We start from the raw sequence: 19,773 nt of genomic DNA, 5'->3' as shown, positions 1-19,773 counted from the left end.
TGAGGGGCAGCGCTAGCGCCGGGGACTGATTGAAGGATCAGGCAGCCTGGCACGCGTCGAAGCTCTTCTTCAGCCGTTCGGCGTCGAGTTCGCGGCCGATGAAGACCAGCCGGCTCTCGTGCTTCTCGCCATCCTTCCAGGCGCGCTGGTGGTCGCCCTCGACGATCATGTGGACGCCCTGGATGACATAGCGCTCAGGATCGTCCTTGAAGGCGATGATGCCCTTCAGCCGCAGGATGTTCGGGCCTTCCATCTGCGTGATCTTCTCGATCCAGGGGAAGAATTTCTTCGAATCCATCTCGCCGCCGCGCAGCGAGACCGACTGCACGGTCACGTCATGGATCGGCGAAACCGCGCCGTGGTCGTGGCCGTCGTGATGATGATGGTGGTGCCCGTGATCGTGGTCATGATGGTCGTGATCGTGATCATGTTCGTGATCGTAGTCGCCATCGAGAAAATGCGGATCATTTTCGAGTGCCCGCTTCAGGTCGAATGCGCCACGGTCGAGCACTTCAGTCAGCTTCACGCCTGCGCGCGTCGTGCGATGGATCTTCGCGGCCGGATTGATGGCGCGGACCGCCGCCTCGACATCCCGCAGTTCCTCCGGCGTCACCAGGTCGGTCTTGTTCAGCACCACCACGTCGGCGAAGGCGATCTGGTCCTCTGCCTCGCGGCTGTCCTTGAGCCGGAGCGGCAGGTGCTTGGCGTCGACCAGGGCGACGACCGCGTCAAGGCTGGTCTTGGAGCGCACGTCGTCGTCCATGAAGAAGGTCTGCGCCACCGGCACGGGGTCGGCGAGGCCGGTGGTCTCGACGATGATGGCGTCGAAGCGTCCGGGCCGCCGCATCAGGCCCTCGACCACGCGGATCAGGTCGCCGCGCACCGTGCAGCACACGCAGCCATTGTTCATCTCGTAGATTTCCTCGTCGGATTCCACGATCAAATCGTTGTCGATGCCGATCTCGCCGAATTCGTTGACGATGACGGCGTAGCGCTTGCCATGGTTCTCCGAAAGGATGCGGTTCAGCAGCGTCGTCTTGCCGGAGCCGAGATAGCCGGTGAGCACGGTTACCGGGATCTGCGTCTGTGCGTCGCTCATGATGGTCCTCTTGGCATTCCTTGACCGTGGTTGCTACCATATAGGACGGTGAGTTGTGATTTGCACGCTTGGAACATGCGGTTCTGGCAAGCTATTTCTGGGTTTGAACCATAGCCCCAAGGCGTGCGTCACGAGACATTCATGAGACTGGCGGATGGAGTGTGCGACAGTCCGGCCTGGGCTTGGTCGCAGTTTTCGAACAGGATTTTTCCACCCGTCCGCCAGCGTTGCGCTATCGGAAGCGCGGTGGCTTGTGCGCGTATTCCGGGCATGGCTGGTGAACCTCGGTAGGTTGCAGATTGAAGTATTGGGGGTGATGTGCGAAAGGGCGTGTGATTTGGATGGAGGAAGAATGTCGGCAATCGAAAAAGGCGAGCAGCGCTATCAGCGTTTCAGGCGGTCCCACATTACTCGCTTTGGAGCGCCGCCAGCGGGGCGATTGCTGGACTTCGGTTGTGGCGCCGGCGGGTTCCTAATCGCAGCGCTGCGCAATGGGCTGGATGTTCACGGCATCGAAGTTGACCCACAGCGCCATGTCGAATTTTTGCGGAACGCCGAAAGGCATGAGCCTAGCGCCAAAGAGAGGATCACGCTCTACCCCGGAAGGTTGATGCCGTACCCGTCAAATCACTTCGAGGCCTGTCATTCCTTTATGGTGTTCGAGCATGTGCCCGATCCGCAAACGTGCTTGCGTGAGATTGTTCGCGTTCTCAAACCGGGTGGCACACTGACCCTTTGGGCCGATGATGTCCGCAACGAGTGGGACGGTCATGCGCAGGTACCGTGGCCCCCGTATCTTCCCCGCGAATTTGCCGCCGCCTATCTAGACGGGCTCGGGCTGCCCGAACACGCCGAGTTCGTCACCAACTCCGTGGTCTACATCAGCGCCCCGGCAATCGCGGACATTCTGACGACACTCGGCATGGAGATCGTTTATCAGAACGAAGGGCCGGCGAAGGAATACCGCCTGCTCGCCGGTATCTATGTCACCAATGAGCGCGAAGCCCGCGAACTGGGCGAGACTGTTCGTTCTGCAGCTCCATTTGAAAGTCCTGCCGAGAACCTTACCGTGTATGCCCGCAAGATTTAGGGTGTGTTGATATTCAGGTGATGCCGGCCTGCAAATGGCGGCTTTCTGCGCTTCCGGCCTGACCTGAATCTCACACACGCCAGGCCATGGTCCAGTTTCCGGGGTCATCGACGTCGGCAATCCAGGATTGGATGATCGCCCCCATATAGGACGGCAATATGCGTTTGCACGTGCCGATCCTGGCAGCCTTTCCGGGCCAGCCATTACGGAAAATTCATTAGGCCGGGTTCGGACGGCAGCCTAGATTTGGGCGGCCATTCGGTTCGCAAGGTTGTTTTCCATGGACCCCAAATCGTCGAACGCCCGTCTCACCCGCCGGCAGGCATTGGGCCTGATCGCCGTGACCGCCGGCGGCGGTGCATTCCTGCCTGCCGAAGCGCTGGCGGCAAGCGATTCTCCGTTTGCGGGCACCTCGCTGCTTATGCCCGGCGCGGGACTGTGTGCGATCACGCCGGAAACCACCGAGGGGCCGTTCTATTTCGATCCCGAGCTCGAGCGGCAGGACATCGCGGAGGGGCGCGAAGGCGTCGAGTTGACGTTGCGGCTGCAGGTTGTCGACGAAAGCTGCCTGCCCTTGCCAAACGCGCGCGTCGATATCTGGCATTGCGATGCGAAGGGCCACTACTCCGGCTATCCGGGGCAGGGCGACGGCCGCGATATCGATACGACGGGCGAGAAGTTTCTGCGCGGCGTCCAGCATACTGACGGTCAGGGTCTCGTCTCTTTCAAAACCATCTATCCCGGCTGGTATCGCGGCCGCACCACGCATATCCATTTAAAGGTTTTTCCCGATGAAAACTCGGTGATGACGGGCCAGATATTCTTTCCCGACGATCTCAGCGAGCATCTGTTCACCGGTGTCGCGCCTTACAATGACCGTTCCGAAAAGCGCGACGTGTGGAACAGGCAGGACGGGATCGCGTTGCAGGCGGGGCCGTTGTCGCAGGCGGCGTTGCGCGAAACGCAATCGGCTTACGAAGCGCTGATGATCATCGCGGTCGGCGCCGGGGCGTGAGGTCGCCGGCCTTCGGTCAAAAATTTTCCTTTGTCATCTAACTGAAATACAGCTCTGGCATTAGCACGGTCGGCGATATGTTTGCTTGCCGGCAAACGTTCGGGGATGCCGGCCTGGCAAGAGATCGCGATTGGCAACGACGCCGCCGCAACTATGCTGTCGAAGGCGGTGCGAGCTTGAGGGTGTGCACATGGTGAAGGCTGATAAAAGCGCGACGATGAGCCGGCTGCATTCGGCGGCGCGCCTGTCGCGGACGGCGCTCGCGGCGCGGCTGCTGTCTCAAGGGTTCTATGCCGGGCAGGACCAGATCATGCTAGCGCTCGACCAGCAGGACGGCCAGACGCCGGGCCAACTGGCGACGCGGCTCGGCGTGCGCCCGCCGACCATCACGAAGACCATCAACCGGCTGCAGGTGCAGGGCTTCCTCGACAAGCGGGCATCCGATTCGGACGCGAGGCAGGCGCATATCTTCCTGACCGAAGCCGGCCGGGAGACGATCCGCGGCATCCAGAAATCGGTGCGCAAGACCGAGAAGCAGGCTTTTCGCGGGCTCGACAAGAAGGATCAGAAGGCCTTGTCGAAGCTCCTGTCGCGCATTGAAGCCAATCTCAACGGCGCGGCGGCGCCCGAGGTCGACGAAGATCTCGAACTGGAAGATTGATCTGCATCCGCTGGACCAGCCGTTTGGCCTTGCGCCAGGCGGCCGGCACGGCCAAAAGTATTCTTAAATCCACCCTCAGCCGACTGCAGACATTTGAGCGTACCTGAAAACAGTTCCGAAGCCGCCACGCCCGTGTCGGCGATCCTGCTCGTATTCGGCGCAGGCCTGCTGTTCTCCTTTCTCGATACGGGCGCGAAATATCTGGTGCTGTCGGGCATGGCGGCGCCGTTCGTCTCCTGGATGCGTTTCGCGGTCCACGTCGCGCTGGTGCTGATCCTGTTTCGCGGCTGGAACAACCCGGCCATGTTTCGGGTGCAAAGCCTGCCGCGCCAGATCCTGCGCGGCCTCTTCCTGTTCGGCTCGACGATCTTCAATTTCGCGGCGCTGAAGTCGCTGCAGCTGGCCGAAACCATGTCGATCTATTTCTTCGCGCCGATGGTGATCACCGCGCTGGCCGGACCGCTGCTCGGCGAGTGGGCCGGCTGGCGCCGCTGGATGGCGATCATCGCTGGCTTCGCCGGCGTCCTCGTCATCACCCGTCCCGGCGTAGGCAGCTTCGAACTCGGCCATGTCTACGCGCTGTGCTCGACGCTGAGCTATTGTTCCTATGTGATCATGACCAGACACATGGCCGCGTCGGAGACCGCCGAAAGCCTGATCTTCTATTCCGCCCTCGCGCCCGTCGTCATGATGTCGCCGGTGGTGCCCTACACGATCTCGGCGCCGGCGGAACCGTTCCATTGGGCGATCCTGATCTCGCTCGGATTCTTCGGCGGCTTCGGCCACTGGCTGCTGATCAAGGCCTACAGGCAGGCCACGACGACGGCGCTCGCACCCTATCCCTACCTGCAGATGGTGTGGATGATCGGCCTCGGCTATCTGGTTTTCGGGCAGCTTCCGGACGGCTGGACGCTCGGCGGCGCCGCCATCATCGTGGCCAGCGGCCTCTATATCGTCCATCGCGAGCACAGGCTGCGCCTCGCCAGCCGCACCGCGCCCAACACCGAAGATGCGGAGCTGGCAAAAAAGCTTTGACTCCGCGTCGCCCGGTGCCATAAGCCACATTTAAACAGTTTAAATGCCGGGCTGAGGGACGGCCGGGGAGGGCGAGCTGGCGCAGAAAATCAAGCTTTCGACGATCGCGGACGCGCTCGGCGTTTCGACCGCCACCGTGTCGCTCGCCTTGCGCGACAGTCCACTCGTCGCAGGTGTGACGCGCGACCGCATCAAGGAGCATGCGCGCGCCATCGGCTACATCTACAACCGTCGCGCGGCCAGCCTGCGCACCTCGCGATCGGGCATAGTCGGGGTCGTCGTCCACGACATCATGAACCCGTTCTTCGCCGAAATCCTGCGCTCGATCGAAAGCGAGCTCGACCGCAGCCGGCAAACGTTCATCCTGTCCAACCATTACGACCAGCTCGAAAAGCAGCGCACCTTCATCGACACGCTGCTGCAGCTCGGCGCCGACGGCGTCATCATGTCGCCTGCCATAGGCACGCCGCCAGAGGACATCCGGCTCGCCGAGGAGAACGGCCTGCCGGCGGTGCTGATCGCCCGCACGGTCGAGGGCGCCGAGGTGCCGGTGTTTCGCGGCGACGACGCCTATGGAACCGGGCTCGCGACCAATCATCTGATTTCGCTCGGGCACAAGCGCATCGCCATGATCGGCGGCACCGACCAGACCTCGACCGGCCGCGACCGTTTCCAGGGCTACCTGACAGCGATGGAAAATGCCGGGCTGGAGGTCAAGCCGCACTGGCGCATTCCGGGACCCCGCACCAAGCAGGCCGGTTTCGAAGCGGCAAGCCAGTTCCTGGCGCTCAAAGATCACCCGACGGCCGCCTGCTGCTGGAACGATCTTGTCGCCATCGGACTGATGAACGGCATCGCGCGCGCCGGGCTGGTGCCTGGCGTCGACATTTCCGTCACCGGCTATGACGATCTCGAGGAGGCGGCAATCGCCACCCCGGCGCTGACCACAGTCTGGAACGGACAGCGCGAGGTCGGCCGCCGCGCAGCCAGCGCCCTGCTCGACAAGCTGAACGGCCAGGCCGTGCGGCCGTCGCAGGAACTGATCCGCCCCGAACTGCATGTGCGGCAGTCCACGGGCAGGCCGCTGGAACGTACGCAGTAGCATCGCATTCCCGTCCGCAATTGCCCGGCGGCGCGGTCCTATGCTAAAGTTTTTTTCGTGCTCGAGTGGTGTGATCGGCCAGCAGGCGCTCTCGCGCTCGGCGCCCCTGCGGTCGGAATTTGCCGTTCTGGCAAATCACGGCGGCGCCGGTCTGGCGCACGTCCTCGGCCGCAGGGCCATCATCGCAGCCGAATCCTGGAAGAAATCCGAACATGACCAGCGACCGCTCCGCCGTGACCATCCTCGTCCCAGGCCGATTGCACGAGCGCGCCGCGGCGCGCGTCGACGGCGCGTTCCGGATGGCGCACATCGACCGGGCGGACAAATCGCTGCTCACCCCTGACTTGGCCCGCGACGTGCGCGGCATAGCCGCGATGACGGCCATCGACGCCGCCTTCATCGACGCGCTGCCCAATCTGGAGATCATCGCCAATTTCGGCGTCGGCTACGACGCCGTCGACGCCCGCCATGCGGCAGCCAAGGGTGTCATCGTCACCAACACGCCGGACGTGCTGACCGAGGAAGTTGCCGACACCGCGCTCGGCCTTCTCATCAACACCGTGCGCGAACTGCCGCGCGCCGAAAGCTGGCTCCGGCAGGGCCGCTGGGTCAAGGAAGGACCCTATCCGCTGACCAAGGCAACGCTCAGGGGACGCCGCGCCGGCATATTTGGCATGGGCCGCATCGGCCTGGCGATCGCGCGGCGGCTCGAAGCGTTCGGTCTGTCGATCGCCTATCACAACCGGCGCCGGGTCGCCGAGCTTCCCTATGAATACCACCCGACGCTGCTGGGCCTTGCCTCCGCCGTCGATACGCTGATCTCGGTTGCACCCGGCGGCGCGGCGACCGACAAGGCCGTCAATGCCGAGGTCCTGAAGGCGCTCGGGCCGGATGGCGTGTTCGTCAATATCGGCCGCGGCAGCACGGTCGACCAAGAGGCGCTGACAGAGGCATTGGCGGCGGGGTACATCCGGGCGGCCGGGCTCGACGTCTTTGCCGACGAGCCCAACGTGCCGCAGGCCCTGATCGACCTGCCCAACGCGACGCTCCTGCCGCATGTGGGCTCGGCTTCTGTCCACACACGCAACGCCATGGCCGACCTGGTGGTCGACAATCTCGTCGCCTGGTTCTCCACAGGCAAGGCGCTGACGCCCGTCCCGGAGGCAGCCGCGATCGTTGCCCGGCAATGACGCCTCGGCTTTGCCGCATTTGTTAACGCAAGCTTAGCACTCGACGATTCATGGTTACGAATCATGGAGCGGCGGGCCCGATGCCGGGCGACGCTCCGGAAGCTTGAATCTGCGCGTGGCTCGGTTTCGGGTCAGGCGCAAATTGAGGGGTCTCGAGATGAACCTTGCAGCATCCACCGTCATGATAGCCGGACTGCTCGCGGCAGCCGGCGTGCTTTCCTATGGGCCGGCGGGCGACCGTCAGGCGCAGGCCGCTACCGCCATACGCCAAGCGGAAGCGGAAGGCGACGCGTTTCGCCTGCGCTCCAGCGGCGGCGCGTCCTGCGCGGTCAGGCGGGGCGATGCGGTATCACAGGACCGTGCGGAGCTTAGGGTCGAACCTGCCTGCGCCGCACTCCTGCCGGGGATGGAACGTGCGAAATTCTGGCACGAGAACAATGACGGCTCGGTCGTTTTCGTCGAAAACGATGGCGACCCGATCGTCAGCTTCTCGGTCGCCGACGGCGTCGCTTACGAATCCTTCCAGCCGTCGACGCCGCTGCTTTCGCTCGACGCTGCGGATTAAGACCCGCTTTATTCCGCAGCGGTCCTGACGCTCGCTCTGGCGGCCGCGTGAAGCCGCACCGCATCGCCGAAGGCGCGGAATATCTTGAGCGAGGCGCTGTCGGAACTCACCCAGTATTCCGGGTGCCATTGCACGCCGACTGCGAAGCCGCGCGCATCCCTGACCGACACGGCTTCCACCGTGCCGTCGGCCGCCACCGCCTCGACCTGAAGTTTTGAGCCGAGCCGGTCGATGCCCTGGCGGTGGACCGAATTGACCATGATGTCGCCCGCGCCGAAAACGCCGGCCAGGCAACTGCCGGGCTTGATCGTCACGTTCTGGCGGATGGCGAAACGCTCGTCCTGATTGTCGCTCACCGGCGCGCGGTGGTCGAGCGAGCCTTCGCGCTCCTGGATTTCGGCCGCTAGAGTGCCGCCAAGCGCGACGTTGAGTTCCTGGATGCCGCGGCAGATCGCCAGCAGCGGCACGCCCCGTTCGATCGCCTTGCGGATCAGTGGCAGGGTGGTCGCATCGCGCGCGGGGTCGTAGGGGCCGTTCTCCTCCCTGGCGTCACCGCCGTACAAGGACGGATGCACGTTCGATTTCGAGCCGGTGACCATCACGCCGTCGACCGACGCGAGCAACTGGTCGAAATCGAGCCGGTCGCCGAACGAAGGCACCAGCACCGGAAACACGCCCGCGCCGGCAATCGCCGCCTCGAGATACTGCTGGGGTGCCGCATGCCAGGTGTAGTTCTCGAACTGGCGGACATCGGTCGATATGGCGACGAGCGGCTGATGCATTGAAGGGTCCGTTGCGGCGTTGGCAATGCCTGCAAAATAGGCGATCCGCCGGCGGTTTTCCATGGGAGATTGCGATGCCGCGCGGCGTAGACCGGCATTGTTAGACAATAGTTTTGGGCCAGCGCCGTCTGACCCTCGGGGAAGCGCCTGCGTGCTGGACTCGACTCCTTCGGTGTGTATTGTGCGGCCTCGCCGAAAAACCGATTCAGACTTCCGGTCTGCTGGACGGCGTTGTGTAGATCCAAGCATTGGAGGAAAGTTAATGGATCGACGTTCATTCATCACCAAGGCCGGCGTCGCCGGCGCGGGCGCCGCGGCTGCCACGGCGCTTGCAGCCCCGGCCATCGCCCAGGGCAATCCCAAGATTACCTGGCGGCTCACCTCGTCCTTCCCGAAGTCGCTCGACACCATCTATGGCGGCGCGGAAGTGTTTGCCAAAATGGTCTCGGAAGCGACCGACGGCAATTTCACCATCCAGCCCTTCGCCGCGGGCGAGATCGTTCCCGGCCTTCAGGCTGCGGATGCGACCGCGGCGGGCACCGTCGAGGCATGCCATACGGTGTCATACTATTACTGGGGCAAGGACCCCACGTGGGCGCTGGGCGCCGCCGTGCCGTTCGCGCTCAATGCGCGCGGCATGAATGCCTGGCAGTATCATGGCGGCGGCATCGACCTGATGAACGAATTCTTCGCGACACAGGGTCTGGTCGGCTACCCCGGCGGCAATACCGGCGTGCAGATGGGCGGCTGGTTCCGCAAGGAAATCAACACCGTCGCCGACCTCAAGGGCCTGAAGATGCGCATCGGCGGCTTCGCCGGCAAGGTCGTGGAAAAGCTCGGCGTGGTGCCGCAGCAGATCGCCGGCGGCGACATCTATCCGTCGCTGGAAAAAGGCACGATCGACGCCGCCGAATGGGTCGGACCTTACGACGACGAGAAGCTCGGCTTCCAGAAGGTCGCGCCCTACTACTACTATCCCGGCTGGTGGGAAGGCGGGCCGACCGTCCATCTCATGTTCAACAAGGCGAAGTTCGACGCGCTGCCGGCGGGCTATCAGTCGCTGGTGCGCACTGCCGCGCAGGCGACCGACGCGAACATGCTGCAGAAGTATGATTTCCTCAACCCTGCCGCGGTGAAGAAACTGGTCGCCAACGGCGCTCAGCTTCGCCCGTTCAGCCCGGAGATCCTGGAAGCCTGCTTCAACGCCTCGAACGAGGTCTATGCCGAGATCACGGCATCAAATGCCGGCTTCAAGAAGGTCTGGGATTCGCTGACCGCGTTCCGCAAGGAGCATTTCCTGTGGGCGCAGGTCGCCGAATACAACTACGACACCTTCATGATGATCCAGCAGCGCGGCGGCAAGATCTAGCCCGCCAACCGATTGTCTCGATCGAAGCCCCGGAACCCGCAAGGTTCCGGGGCTTTTTCGTCTGGGACAGCAGTCCCGGTCGTCTGGACTAAATGGCCGCGCCGTGCATTGATTGGGCGGCCCGGGCATTCGGCAAAGACCGATCCGGCGCGCATCATCAATTGGGAGGACTTGGAATGGATCGTCGTAGTTTCATCAGAAAGGCCGGGTTCGCCGGCGCCGGTGCCGCAGCCGCCACGACATTGGCCGCTCCGGCTATCGCGCAGACCGCGCCGAAAATCACATGGCGCTGCACCTCGTCATTTCCGAAGGCGCTCGACACGATCTTCGGCGCCGCCCAGACGATGGCCAATCTCGTCAAGGAATCGACCGACGGCAATTTCGACATCCAGGTTTTCGCCGCCGGCGAACTGGTTCCCGGCCTGCAGGCCGCGGACGCGGCTGCCGCCGGAACCGTCGAATGCTGCCACACGGCTTCATATTATTACTGGGGCAAGGATCCCACTTTCGCGCTGGCGACAGCCGTGCCATTCGGCATGAACGTGCGCCAGATGAACGCCTGGATGTACTACGGCGGCGGCAACGACCTGCTCAACGAATTCTACGCGACACAGGGTCTTTACGGACTGGCCTGCGGCAATACCGGCGCGCAGATGGGCGGCTGGTACCGCAAGGAGATCAACACGCTTGAAGACTTGAAGGGTCTAAAGATGCGTATCGGCGGCTTCGCCGGCAAGGTCGTCGAAAAGCTGGGCGTCGTGCCGCAGCAAATCGCAGGCGGCGACATCTATCCGTCGCTGGAAAAGGGCACGATCGACGCAGCCGAATGGGTCGGACCCTATGACGACGAGAAGCTCGGTTTCTACAAGGTCGCGCCATACTACTATTATCCGGGCTGGTGGGAAGGCGGCCCCGTGCTGCACACGCTGATCAATCAGGCCAAGTGGAACGAATTGCCTAAGAATTACCAGGCGGTCCTGAAATCGGCGTGCGAAGCAGCGAACGGCAACATGATGGCAAGCTATGACTACAAGAACCCGGCCGCACTCCGCAGGCTGGCCGCCGGTGGCGCACAATTGCGTCCGTTCAGCCAGGAGATCCTGACTGCTTGCTTCGACGCGGCGAACGCGACTTATGCGGACATCACCGCTTCGAATGCCGGTTTCAAGAAGATCTACGACAGCCAGGTGGCCTTCCGGAAGGATGCCTATCTCTGGGCGCAGGTATCGGAATACACGTTCGACACCTTCATGATGATCCAGCAGCGCGGCGGCAAGATCTAACCGCATTCGCCCCTGTTGAACGAAAACCCCGGAGCTGAGCTCCGGGGTTTTTTTTGCCTCAGTTGAATTTCGGCGGCTGCGACAGGTCGGTGGCGGGCGGCGCAGGCTGGGCCGGCGCCGTGCTACCGAAACTGGGCGGTTGAGACAGGTCGTTAGCCGGGGGCGCAGGCTGGGCCGGTTGCGCAGGCGCCGTGCCTCCATCGGCCGGCGGCGGCGCGCCGAACTGCGGCAAGCCGAGGCCCGGCAGACCCTGCTGATCGCCCCCGCCACCGCCGAAGCCAGGCACGACGATCTCGACGTCGCTCGGGTCGATGACCGCGCCCTTGTAGTGCATGACCATTTGCGGGAAGCCAATGACCAAGCCGATCATGATCACCTGGATGCAGACGAAGGGCACCGCGCCCCAGTAGATCTGCCCCGTGGTCACCGGCTGGATAGTCTTGCCGGTAATGCGGTCGAGATAGGGCACGCGCGCCGCCACCGAGCGCAGGTAGAACAGCGCGAAGCCGAAGGGCGGATGCATGAAGCTGGTCTGCATGTTGACGCCCAGGAGCACGCCGAACCAGATCAGGTCGATGCCGAGCGCGTTGGCCGCGGGGACCAGAAGCGGCACGATGATGAAGGCCAGTTCGAAGAAGTCGAGGAAGAACGCCAGCAGGAACACCAGCACGTTGACCGCGATCAGGAAGCCCATTTCGCCGCCGGGCAGCGAGACAAGCAGGTGCTCGACCCAGAGATGGCCGTTGACGCCGTAGAAGGTGAGCGAGAACACGCGGGCGCCGATCAGGATGAACAACACAAAGCTGGAAAGCCTGGTCGTCGACGCTAGCGCCTGTCGCACCACGTCGAGACTGAGCCTTCCTTTTGCAGCCGCCATCGCGAGCGCGCCGACCGCGCCCATGGCGCCGCCTTCCGTAGGCGTCGCTATGCCGAGGAAGATCGTTCCCAAAACCAGGAAGATCAGCGCCAGCGGCGGGATCAGAACGATGATCACCTGCTGGGCCAGCCGTGACATTGCATTGATTTTCAACGTCCTGTCGAGCAGCGCCGCCGCATATATGACGATGATGCCGATCGTGGCGCCCCAGATGCCGGCATTGGGGCCTTGGCTCGGCGTCAGATAGACCTGCGCGGCGTAGCTGATGCCGACCGTCACGATGGCCGCCACGATCAGCGAAACGACGCCATGGCCGAGCGTGCGCGCTTCGAGAGGCAAAGCAGGCATCGATTTCGGGCGAATGATCGACATGATCAGCACGTAGCTCATGTAGAGACCCGTCAGCACCAGGCCGGGAATCAGCGCTCCCGCATACATGTCGCCGACCGAGCGGCCGAGCTGGTCGGCGAGCACGATCAGCACGAGCGAGGGCGGTATGATCTGGGCCAGCGTGCCCGACGCGGCGATCACGCCGGTGGCGACGCGCCGGTCGTAGCCGTAGCGCAGCATGATCGGCAGCGAGATCAGGCCCATGGCGATGACGGAAGCCGCAACCACGCCGGTCGTTGCGGCGAGCAGCGCGCCGACGAGAATCACGGCATAGGCGAGACCGCCGCGGATCGGGCCGAACAGCTGGCCGATCGTGTCGAGCAGATCCTCGGCCATGCCCGACCGCTCGAGCACGATGCCCATGAAGGTGAAGAACGGGATGGCGAGCAGCGTGTCGTTCGACATGATGCCCCAGAAGCGCTCGGGAAGCGCATAGAGCAGCGGCCAGGACAGCGTGATCTCGTTGCTCGAATAAGGCGCCAGTTCGACGCCAATGAAGAAGAACAGGAGGCCGTTGGCCGCGAGCGAGAAGGCGACGGGATAGCCCAGCAGCATAAAGACGATGAGCGAGAAGAACATGATCGGCGCCATGTTCTCCGCAATGAAATGGATCATGAGCGGATCTCCTCGGCCAGCGCCTTGGCTTCCAGTTCAGCCTGTTCATGGACCGATATGAAGGGCGTCGGATCATCCATGTCGCCGCGCATGATGGCGATCTTCTTGATGATTTCCGAAATCCCCTGCAGCGCCAGCAGAGAGAAACCGATCAGCAGCAGCGATTTCGCCGGCCAGATGATGAGGCCGCCGGCGTTGGTCGAGACTTCGCCGCTACGATACGAGAGCGATACGTAGGGCACGAAATAGTAGATCATCAACAGGACGAAGGGCATCAGGAAGAAGACGTGCCCGAAGAGGTCGATCCGGTGCTGAACTCGCCTGGAGAACATGCCATAGACGATGTCGATGCGGATGTGCTCGTTCTGCCGCAGCGTGTAAGCGGCGGCCAACAGGAATGCGGCGCCGAACAGGTACCACTGCAGCTCCAGCCAGGCGTTCGAAGACATGTTGAAGGTCTTGCGGATAACGGCATTGGCCGCGCTGACCAGCACGGCCAGCAAGATAAGCCATGAGACCCATTTGCCGATGAACTCGTTCATACGGTCAATGGCTCTCGATAGAGCGAGCAGCCCTGCCATGCGATCCTCCCAGATTTGTACGAGGCGAGCCTTAGCGTTCCCCGAATTTTTTCGCGCGCCGCGATTCCATCGGATATGCCGAGTGTTTGGCGGCGCGTCAACAAGCGATGGTGCAGCCGCCCACAGGTCATTGTACCAATGGAGGTGGATCACCCGTCGGGAGGCCGGGGGAAAGCAAGATTACGCGGGCTTGCCTGGTTCCTCGCGGGCGGGCCGCAGCACCAGGAGTGCTACCAGGAACAGGAACATCCAGGCATCGCGCCACTCTATGGGGAAGTAGCCCGACCACAGCGATTCGGCGATGCCGAACGCCATGGCGCCCGCAGCCGCGCGCGTCGGCGCGTGATAGCCGCCGACAGCTGTGATGAACAATACCTTGAGGCCGAAGACCAGGCCGGTGCCGAAGCTGATATTGCCGAAATAGAGGCCCGCCAGAATGCCTGCCAGCGCCGCCGCCGCCGCGCCGAATAAGATCGCCCGGTGGAAGACCAGGCCGGTGTCCACTCCGCAAAGTGCTGCCGCCGCGGGATCGTCGGCGACGGCGCGCCATTCGCGCCCGAAGCGGGAGCGGGCCAGCGCCGTGCCGGCCGCTGCGATCGCTGCAATGGCGATGGCGCAATTGACGACTTGCATGGCCGTAAGCGTCACCCGGAAGCCGGCGGAAGCGGCTAACACAACAGGGTCGGCGAGCAGCGGCGGCAGCCAGAAGTCGCGTGTTTCGGCCGCTATGCGGCCAAGCTCCATCAGCACCAGCGCCACGCCGAGCGTCGCGGCGACGATTGTGTTGGGCGAACGGGCGGCCAACTCACGGAACACGTGGCGCGACAGCACCTCGGCGATCAGGAGGGAGTAGGCGAAAGCCGCCGCGATCCCGAGCGCGATGGTGGCCGGCAGCGTCAGCCACAGGACCTGCCAGCCGAACACGGCGACGAGGATCATGATCTGGCCGGCAAACGCAAACAGCGCGCCATGGGCAAGATTGGTGCGGTGGAGCACGCCGTTGCTCACCGCATATCCGAAGGCCAGCAGCGCGTAGATCGCGCCGATATGCAATCCGTTGAGCAATTGCTGCAGGAAATAGAACATGCGTGTCCGTCCGCCGCGGACCTCCGCGGCAGGGTCGAAACTGCGCTGCCGAATCTAACTTGTCAAATGTGATTTGCCAGTTAGGATTTGCTGCATGGCGGTTACCTGGACACAGCATCGGTTCTCCGGTGGCGCGCTCGCACTGGACGCGGCCAACACCGTCGTCCTGCGCGGCGACGCCGCGCGAACGTTTGACCGCTTCGAAGACCCGGCGGAGATTGCCCTCTTCGCCGAAGCCGCCACCAACTTCCGGGCCGAGGAGCTTGGCGGCCGCGCGCTCGCCGTTGCCGATCCGCACAGAATCGCACCCACCGTGCTCGCTATTCGCGAAACCACGGACGAACTGTTTCGCGAGGCGGCCGCCGCCGAGGGCACGATCCGCACGGCGTCGCTGCCGGCTTTTCTTGAGGCATGCGCCGCCGGACTGCGCGGCCATGCCTCGTTCGCGATGGCTCCGGAAAAGCTGTTCGGCGACCCGGAAACGCCGATCGCCCTGGAGGCGGCGCTCGCCGTCTCGGCGCTTTCGCTGCTGTCGCGGGTGCGCAGGCTCAGGATATGCCGAAACTGCAACTGGCTTTTTATCGACCGCAGCCGCAACGGCAGCCGCTTGTGGTGCGACATGGCGGTCTGCGGAAACCGCCAGAAAGCCAGGCGCCATTACCGCCGCCGCAAGCCAGTCACCGAGGAACACGAACATGCGTAACGTCAAACGCGCCCGCTTTACGCTCGCGCCGCTTCTCTTGGCCATGCTGGCGCTGGGCGCCTGCCGCGACACGGGCGCGGAGGGCGAGTATTTCGAGATCGCCGGCAAGCTTTTCGTTTTCAACTACCGGGTCGCGACCGCGACTTATCTCGTCAACCTGCGGCCGCTCCAGCCGATGCGCGAAGGCGAGACGGCGGTCGCCAGCTTCGAGGATCCGGCCGGCGGCGAGCCAATCGTGGTGCGCAAGAAGATCTGGCCGAAGCTTGAAAAGACGACGATCGAAAGCCCGCCGCTGCGTTGCGTGGTCAAGGACCGGCCCTACAAGGTCTCGATCCGCATCGAAGGCGCTGACGGCGACCTCATGCAGACGATCGAGACGACGATGACGTCATCGGAAGACCAGTCGCTGCTGCCGGACCGGCCGCTCGTCCTCGGCCCGGCCTACACGCCCAATCCCGATCTCGCCGGCCGTCCGGACGGCAAGCTGCCCGGAGGCGACGGCGAGCCGTGCCCGGCGCCGGCTTGATGCGGAGCGCCTGAGAACCATTTCCATATGGGGACGTCGAATTTTCGTGCGTCCAGCGCCTCTCCAGGGTCATTTTCTTTCGCTAGGGAGGCGTCCTGGGGTTGGCTGTTGCGCGCATCCTGCGCCAGCCGATTTTGTTTGACCTGATCGGCAATGGGCGAAACACTCCGGCCAAAACTTGCCTGACGCGGACGGCCTGATTTGAGCTGCCGCGTCGAAGGAATTGCAGATGACGCTTCACGACGTAGCACTCGACGACAAGTTCGACCTTGGGAAGGAGCGCATCTTCCTGTCGGGCGCGCAGGCAGTCGTGCGCATGCTTCTCATGCAGCGCGAGCGCGACCGGCGCGCAGGGCTGAACACGGCCGGCTTCGTTTCGGGCTATCGCGGCTCGCCGCTCGGCGGCCTCGACCTCCAGCTCTGGAAGGCCAGGCAGCAGCTTGCCAACGCCAATGTCGTGTTTCAGCCGGGGCTGAACGAGGAACTGGCCGCCACCGCCTGCTGGGGCACGCAGCAGACGGAGCTGCTCGGCGAGGGCAAACATGACGGGGTGTTTTCGGTCTGGTACGGCAAGGGGCCGGGCGTCGACCGCTCCGGCGACGTGTTTCGACACGCCAATCTCGCCGGATCATCGAAGCATGGCGGCGTGCTCGCGCTGATGGGCGACGATCACATGGCGGAATCGTCCACCAACGCGCACGCCACCGAGTTCCTGTTCGTCGATACGATGATCCCGATCCTCAATCCCGCGGGCGTGCAGGAACTGATCGACTACGGCCTCTACGGCTACGCCATGTCGCGCTTCGCCGGCACCTGGGCGGCGATCAAGTGCGTCAAGGACAACATCGAATCGACGGCTTCGGTGGATGCCTCGCTCGACCGGCTGAACATCGTCATTCCGGAGTTCGACATGCCGCCCGGCGGCTTGAACATCCGCCACGAACTCGACCAACTCGGCCAGGAAGCGCGCCTGCACGAGCACAAGCGCGCCGCGGCCGCCGCTTTCATCAAGGCCAACGACCTCAACCGGATCGTCTATTCGGGCGGCGGCAATCCGAAGATCGGCATCATCACCATCGGCAAGAGCTATCTCGACGTGCGCCAGGCGCTCGATGATATCGGTGTCGATGAGGCCCGCGCCAGCCAGATCGGCGTGCGCCTGTTCAAGGTCGGCTGCCCGTGGCCGCTCGACTTCGAGCACATTGTCGATTTCGTGCGCGGGCTCGAAACCGTGATCGTCGTCGAGGAGAAGCGCTCGCTGATCGAGGTGCAGCTGCGCGAAAGCCTCTACAATACGGCAATGCAGCCGGTCATCGTCGGCAAGAAGGACGAGCGCGGCGACTGGCTGTTTCCGGCCAAGGGTTCGCTCGACCCGAACGACATCGCGATCGCGCTTGGTGAGCGCATCGTCAAGACCATTGGCCCGTCGGAGGAGATTTCGGCCCGGGTCGAACGGCTAAGGCAGTTCCAGGCGATGCTCGCCGACACCAAGGATATCGGCGCACGTACGCCGTTCTTCTGCTCGGGCTGCCCGCACAATTCCTCGACCAAGGTGCCGGAAGGCTCGATAGCCGCCGCCGGCATCGGCTGCCATTTCATGGCGCTGTGGATGGACCGCTCCACGGTGGGATTCACCGCCATGGGCGGGGAAGGCGCACAATGGATCGGCCAGGCGCCGTTCTCGACGCGCGAGCACATTTTCCAGAATCTCGGCGACGGCACCTACAACCATTCGGGCTCGCTGGCGCTTCGCTTCGCCCTCGCCTCGGGCGCGAACATCACCTACAAGATCCTCTACAACGACGCCGTCGCCATGACCGGCGGACAGCCGCATGAAGGCAATCTCACCGTCGACATGATCGCGAGGCAGGTGCACGCCGAGGGCGTCGAGCGCATCGCCATCGTAACCGACGAGCCGGGAAAGTATGCCGCTGCCGGTATAATTTTCCCGGCCGGAGCCACCACCCACCACCGCGACGATCTCGACCTGGTCCAGCGGCAGTTGCGCGAGGTGAAGGGCGTCTCCGTTCTGCTCTACGACCAGACCTGCGCGGCCGAAAAGCGTCGCCGCAGGAAGCGCGGCACCTTCCCGGATCCCGACAAGCGCGTCATCATCAACGAACTCGTTTGCGAAGGCTGCGGCGACTGCGGCGTGCAGTCGAACTGCGTGTCGATCCAGCCGGTCGAAACCGAGTTCGGCCGCAAGCGCCGCATCGACCAGTCGAGTTGCAACAAGGATTTCTCCTGCGTCAACGGCTTCTGCCCCTCCTTCGTGACCGTGCACGGCGCGAAGATCCGCAAGGCCGAAGGCGTGGCCGGAAAATCCGATCCGCTGGAAGGCGTGCCTGAACCGCAACAGTTTGCGCTCGACCGTGACGGCTGGTCGTCCATCATCGACGGCGTAGGCGGCACTGGCGTGGTCACGATCGGCGCCATTCTCGGCATGGCCGCGCATCTGGAAGGCAAGGGCTGCGGCATGATCGACATGGCGGGCCTCGCACAGAAAGGCGGGGCAGTGTTTTCGCATGTCCGCATCGCAAGGACCCCGGAGGATATCCACGCCATCCGCGTCTCGGCGGGCAAGGCCGACCTGGTGCTCGGCTGCGATCTTGTCGTGTCGGGAAACAAGAAGGTGCTTGCCGCCGTGCGCGAAGGCCACACGATCTTCGTCGCCAACACCGCCGAGATCATGCCGGGCGATTTCGCACGCCTGGCCGATTTTTCGCTGCCCGTCGAGCGGTTGAAGAAGGCCATCCGCGAGGCCGCCGGTGACGCCAAGGCGCATTTCTTCGACGCCACGCGCACCGCCTCGGCGCTGTTCGGCAATTCGCTCGGGGCCAACATGTTCATGCTGGGCTTCGCCTACCAGCATGGCGGGCTGCCGCTGTCGGCCGACGCAATCGAGCGCGCCATCGAACTCAACGGCGAGGCGGTCCCCATGAACCTCGCGGCGTTTCGCTGGGGACGGCGCGCGGCGCATCAGCCGGACTTCGTCAAAGGAATGCTCGGCCAGTCGGAACAGGGCGCTGTCGCCATCGCGCAGTCGCTTGACGACATCGTAGCGCGGCGCGTGGAGTTCCTCACCGCCTATCAGAACGCCGCCTATGCCAGCCGTTACGCCGATCGGATCGACGCGGTTCGCAGGGCCGAACGGGCCGCAGTACCCGGTTCCACCGCGGTTAGCGAGGCAGTGGCGAGGAACCTTTTCAAGCTGATGGCGGTCAAAGACGAGTACGAAGTCGCCAGGCTCTACACGGACGGCTCGTTCCAGCGCCAACTGGCCGTGCAATTCCAGGATTACGATCGGCTGGAATTTCACCTCGCGCCGCCAATCATGGGTCGGCGCGGAGCGGACGGAAAGCCTAGGAAATCGAGTTTCGGCCCCTGGATGATGAAGGCATTCCGGATGCTCGCCGCGCTCAAGGGCCTGCGCGGATCGCCGCTCGACGTTTTCGGCTATACCGCCGAGCGGAAAATGGAGCGTCGCCAGCTTGCGCAATACGACGCCGACGTCGAACTGATCGTCCGCTCCATGGCGCCGGGCAGGGTCGAGGCGGCGACGGCGCTGGCGTCCGTGCCCGCCCTCATCCGCGGCTACGGCCATGTCCGGCAGGCCAGTGCAGAGAAGGCTGCCGGCGAACGAGCCCGCCTTCTGGCCCGGCTGGAAAGCACGGAGATAAAATCGGAGCTGGAAGCAGCCGAGTGACCGCGGCTTGCTTCGCGGACAAAGTATATCCGGTGTATTTGCCTGCTTACCTTGACGTAACGGTTACGCCAGTACGCTGTATAAGCCTTTTTTAAGGC

17 protein-coding genes are annotated in these 19,773 nt (G+C 63.6%); 12 read left to right on the top strand and 5 right to left on the bottom strand.

Features of this window, described 5'->3' with window-relative positions:
- Positions 1–37 precede the first annotated feature (37 nt).
- On the bottom strand, positions 38–1,099 hold the full coding sequence (locus ACG873_RS19750) for a CobW family GTP-binding protein (RefSeq protein ID WP_394886919.1): 1,062 nt from the start codon (positions 1,097–1,099) through the stop codon (positions 38–40).
- Positions 1,100–1,451: 352 nt separating this feature from the next.
- Between ACG873_RS19750 and ACG873_RS19745 the strand changes: the two genes are divergently transcribed.
- From ACG873_RS19745 to ACG873_RS19715, 7 genes are all read left to right on the top strand, one after another.
- The gene (locus ACG873_RS19745; RefSeq protein WP_394886917.1) at positions 1,452–2,189 is read left to right on the top strand and encodes a class I SAM-dependent methyltransferase; all 738 of its coding nucleotides are present in this window, start codon (positions 1,452–1,454) and stop codon (positions 2,187–2,189) included.
- Positions 2,190–2,469: 280 nt separating this feature from the next.
- Positions 2,470–3,204, top strand: coding sequence for an intradiol ring-cleavage dioxygenase (locus ACG873_RS19740; protein ID WP_394886915.1), 735 nt, complete (start codon positions 2,470–2,472; stop codon positions 3,202–3,204).
- 190 nt (positions 3,205–3,394) lie between these two features.
- Positions 3,395–3,865 carry a MarR family winged helix-turn-helix transcriptional regulator gene (locus tag ACG873_RS19735; RefSeq protein WP_394886914.1) on the top strand — a complete coding sequence of 157 codons (471 nt, stop codon included), beginning with the start codon at positions 3,395–3,397 and terminating at the stop codon, positions 3,863–3,865.
- A gap of 93 nt (positions 3,866–3,958) precedes the next feature.
- On the top strand, positions 3,959–4,900 hold the full coding sequence (locus ACG873_RS19730) for a DMT family transporter (protein ID WP_394886912.1): 942 nt from the start codon (positions 3,959–3,961) through the stop codon (positions 4,898–4,900).
- 76 nt (positions 4,901–4,976) lie between these two features.
- On the top strand, positions 4,977–6,002 hold the full coding sequence (locus tag ACG873_RS19725) for a LacI family DNA-binding transcriptional regulator (RefSeq protein ID WP_394893619.1): 1,026 nt from the start codon (positions 4,977–4,979) through the stop codon (positions 6,000–6,002).
- Positions 6,003–6,214: 212 nt separating this feature from the next.
- Positions 6,215–7,192: a 2-hydroxyacid dehydrogenase gene (locus ACG873_RS19720; RefSeq protein ID WP_394886911.1), complete on the top strand. Its 978-nt coding sequence runs from the start codon at positions 6,215–6,217 to the stop codon at positions 7,190–7,192.
- Positions 7,193–7,349: 157 nt separating this feature from the next.
- A complete protein-coding gene (locus ACG873_RS19715; protein ID WP_394886910.1) occupies positions 7,350–7,757 on the top strand; it encodes a hypothetical protein in 408 nt (135 codons plus the stop codon).
- An 8-nt stretch (positions 7,758–7,765) separates the two neighbouring features.
- Here ACG873_RS19715 and ACG873_RS19710 read toward each other — a convergent pair whose 3' ends face one another.
- Complete coding sequence (locus ACG873_RS19710) at positions 7,766–8,539, bottom strand: gamma-glutamyl-gamma-aminobutyrate hydrolase family protein (RefSeq protein ID WP_394886909.1); 774 nt, start codon at positions 8,537–8,539, stop codon at positions 7,766–7,768.
- A 262-nt stretch (positions 8,540–8,801) separates the two neighbouring features.
- On the opposite strand from ACG873_RS19710, the gene ACG873_RS19705 reads away from it, so the two are divergent.
- A complete protein-coding gene (locus tag ACG873_RS19705) occupies positions 8,802–9,908 on the top strand; it encodes a TRAP transporter substrate-binding protein (protein ID WP_394886907.1) in 1,107 nt (368 codons plus the stop codon).
- A 176-nt stretch (positions 9,909–10,084) separates the two neighbouring features.
- A complete protein-coding gene (locus ACG873_RS19700) occupies positions 10,085–11,191 on the top strand; it encodes a TRAP transporter substrate-binding protein (RefSeq protein WP_394886906.1) in 1,107 nt (368 codons plus the stop codon).
- A gap of 58 nt (positions 11,192–11,249) precedes the next feature.
- Here the strand turns inward: ACG873_RS19700 and ACG873_RS19695 are convergent, their stop codons facing one another.
- From ACG873_RS19695 to ACG873_RS19685, 3 genes are all read right to left on the bottom strand, one after another.
- Positions 11,250–13,073, bottom strand: a complete 1,824-nt coding sequence (locus tag ACG873_RS19695; RefSeq protein ID WP_394886904.1) for a TRAP transporter large permease — start codon at positions 13,071–13,073, stop codon at positions 11,250–11,252.
- Positions 13,070–13,654, bottom strand: a complete 585-nt coding sequence (locus ACG873_RS19690) for a TRAP transporter small permease subunit (protein ID WP_394886902.1) — start codon at positions 13,652–13,654, stop codon at positions 13,070–13,072. The genes ACG873_RS19695 and ACG873_RS19690 overlap by 4 nt, the downstream gene beginning before the upstream one ends.
- A gap of 180 nt (positions 13,655–13,834) precedes the next feature.
- Positions 13,835–14,740: a branched-chain amino acid ABC transporter permease gene (locus ACG873_RS19685; RefSeq protein ID WP_394886901.1), complete on the bottom strand. Its 906-nt coding sequence runs from the start codon at positions 14,738–14,740 to the stop codon at positions 13,835–13,837.
- A gap of 94 nt (positions 14,741–14,834) precedes the next feature.
- On the opposite strand from ACG873_RS19685, the gene ACG873_RS19680 reads away from it, so the two are divergent.
- The 3 genes from ACG873_RS19680 to ACG873_RS19670 all read left to right on the top strand — a co-directional run bounded on the left by ACG873_RS19680 (position 14,835) and on the right by ACG873_RS19670 (position 19,675).
- Positions 14,835–15,443: a CGNR zinc finger domain-containing protein gene (locus ACG873_RS19680; RefSeq protein WP_394886899.1), complete on the top strand. Its 609-nt coding sequence runs from the start codon at positions 14,835–14,837 to the stop codon at positions 15,441–15,443.
- Entirely contained in the window at positions 15,436–15,969 is a 534-nt protein-coding gene (locus ACG873_RS19675) for a hypothetical protein (RefSeq protein ID WP_394886897.1), read from the top strand. Before ACG873_RS19680 ends, ACG873_RS19675 begins: the two co-directional genes overlap by 8 nt.
- Positions 15,970–16,198: 229 nt before the next feature.
- The gene (locus ACG873_RS19670; protein WP_394886895.1) at positions 16,199–19,675 is read left to right on the top strand and encodes an indolepyruvate ferredoxin oxidoreductase family protein; all 3,477 of its coding nucleotides are present in this window, start codon (positions 16,199–16,201) and stop codon (positions 19,673–19,675) included.
- Positions 19,676–19,773 lie beyond the last annotated feature (98 nt).

Origin of the sequence: Allomesorhizobium aridi (assembly GCF_043769475.1) — a bacterium.
Classification (GTDB): domain Bacteria; phylum Pseudomonadota; class Alphaproteobacteria; order Rhizobiales; family Rhizobiaceae; genus Allomesorhizobium.
The sequence above is the reverse complement of the archived record's forward strand: the minus strand, read 5'-3'. Positions and strand labels throughout refer to the sequence as shown.

Excerpts from the sequence above, each read along its gene's own strand:
- ACG873_RS19750 (WP_394886919.1), bottom strand. The coding sequence starts at position 1,099 with ATGAGCGACGCACAGACGCAGATCCCGGTAACCGTGCTCACCGGCTAT.
- ACG873_RS19745 (WP_394886917.1), top strand. The coding sequence starts at position 1,452 with ATGTCGGCAATCGAAAAAGGCGAGCAGCGCTATCAGCGTTTCAGGCGG.
- ACG873_RS19740 (WP_394886915.1), top strand. The coding sequence starts at position 2,470 with ATGGACCCCAAATCGTCGAACGCCCGTCTCACCCGCCGGCAGGCATTG.
- ACG873_RS19735 (WP_394886914.1), top strand. The coding sequence starts at position 3,395 with ATGGTGAAGGCTGATAAAAGCGCGACGATGAGCCGGCTGCATTCGGCG.
- ACG873_RS19720 (WP_394886911.1), top strand. The coding sequence starts at position 6,215 with ATGACCAGCGACCGCTCCGCCGTGACCATCCTCGTCCCAGGCCGATTG.
- ACG873_RS19715 (WP_394886910.1), top strand. The coding sequence starts at position 7,350 with ATGAACCTTGCAGCATCCACCGTCATGATAGCCGGACTGCTCGCGGCA.
- ACG873_RS19710 (WP_394886909.1), bottom strand. The coding sequence starts at position 8,539 with ATGCATCAGCCGCTCGTCGCCATATCGACCGATGTCCGCCAGTTCGAG.
- ACG873_RS19705 (WP_394886907.1), top strand. The coding sequence starts at position 8,802 with ATGGATCGACGTTCATTCATCACCAAGGCCGGCGTCGCCGGCGCGGGC.
- ACG873_RS19700 (WP_394886906.1), top strand. The coding sequence starts at position 10,085 with ATGGATCGTCGTAGTTTCATCAGAAAGGCCGGGTTCGCCGGCGCCGGT.
- ACG873_RS19695 (WP_394886904.1), bottom strand. The coding sequence starts at position 13,073 with ATGATCCATTTCATTGCGGAGAACATGGCGCCGATCATGTTCTTCTCG.
- ACG873_RS19690 (WP_394886902.1), bottom strand. The coding sequence starts at position 13,654 with ATGGCAGGGCTGCTCGCTCTATCGAGAGCCATTGACCGTATGAACGAG.
- ACG873_RS19685 (WP_394886901.1), bottom strand. The coding sequence starts at position 14,740 with ATGTTCTATTTCCTGCAGCAATTGCTCAACGGATTGCATATCGGCGCG.
- ACG873_RS19680 (WP_394886899.1), top strand. The coding sequence starts at position 14,835 with ATGGCGGTTACCTGGACACAGCATCGGTTCTCCGGTGGCGCGCTCGCA.
- ACG873_RS19675 (WP_394886897.1), top strand. The coding sequence starts at position 15,436 with ATGCGTAACGTCAAACGCGCCCGCTTTACGCTCGCGCCGCTTCTCTTG.
- ACG873_RS19670 (WP_394886895.1), top strand. The coding sequence starts at position 16,199 with ATGACGCTTCACGACGTAGCACTCGACGACAAGTTCGACCTTGGGAAG.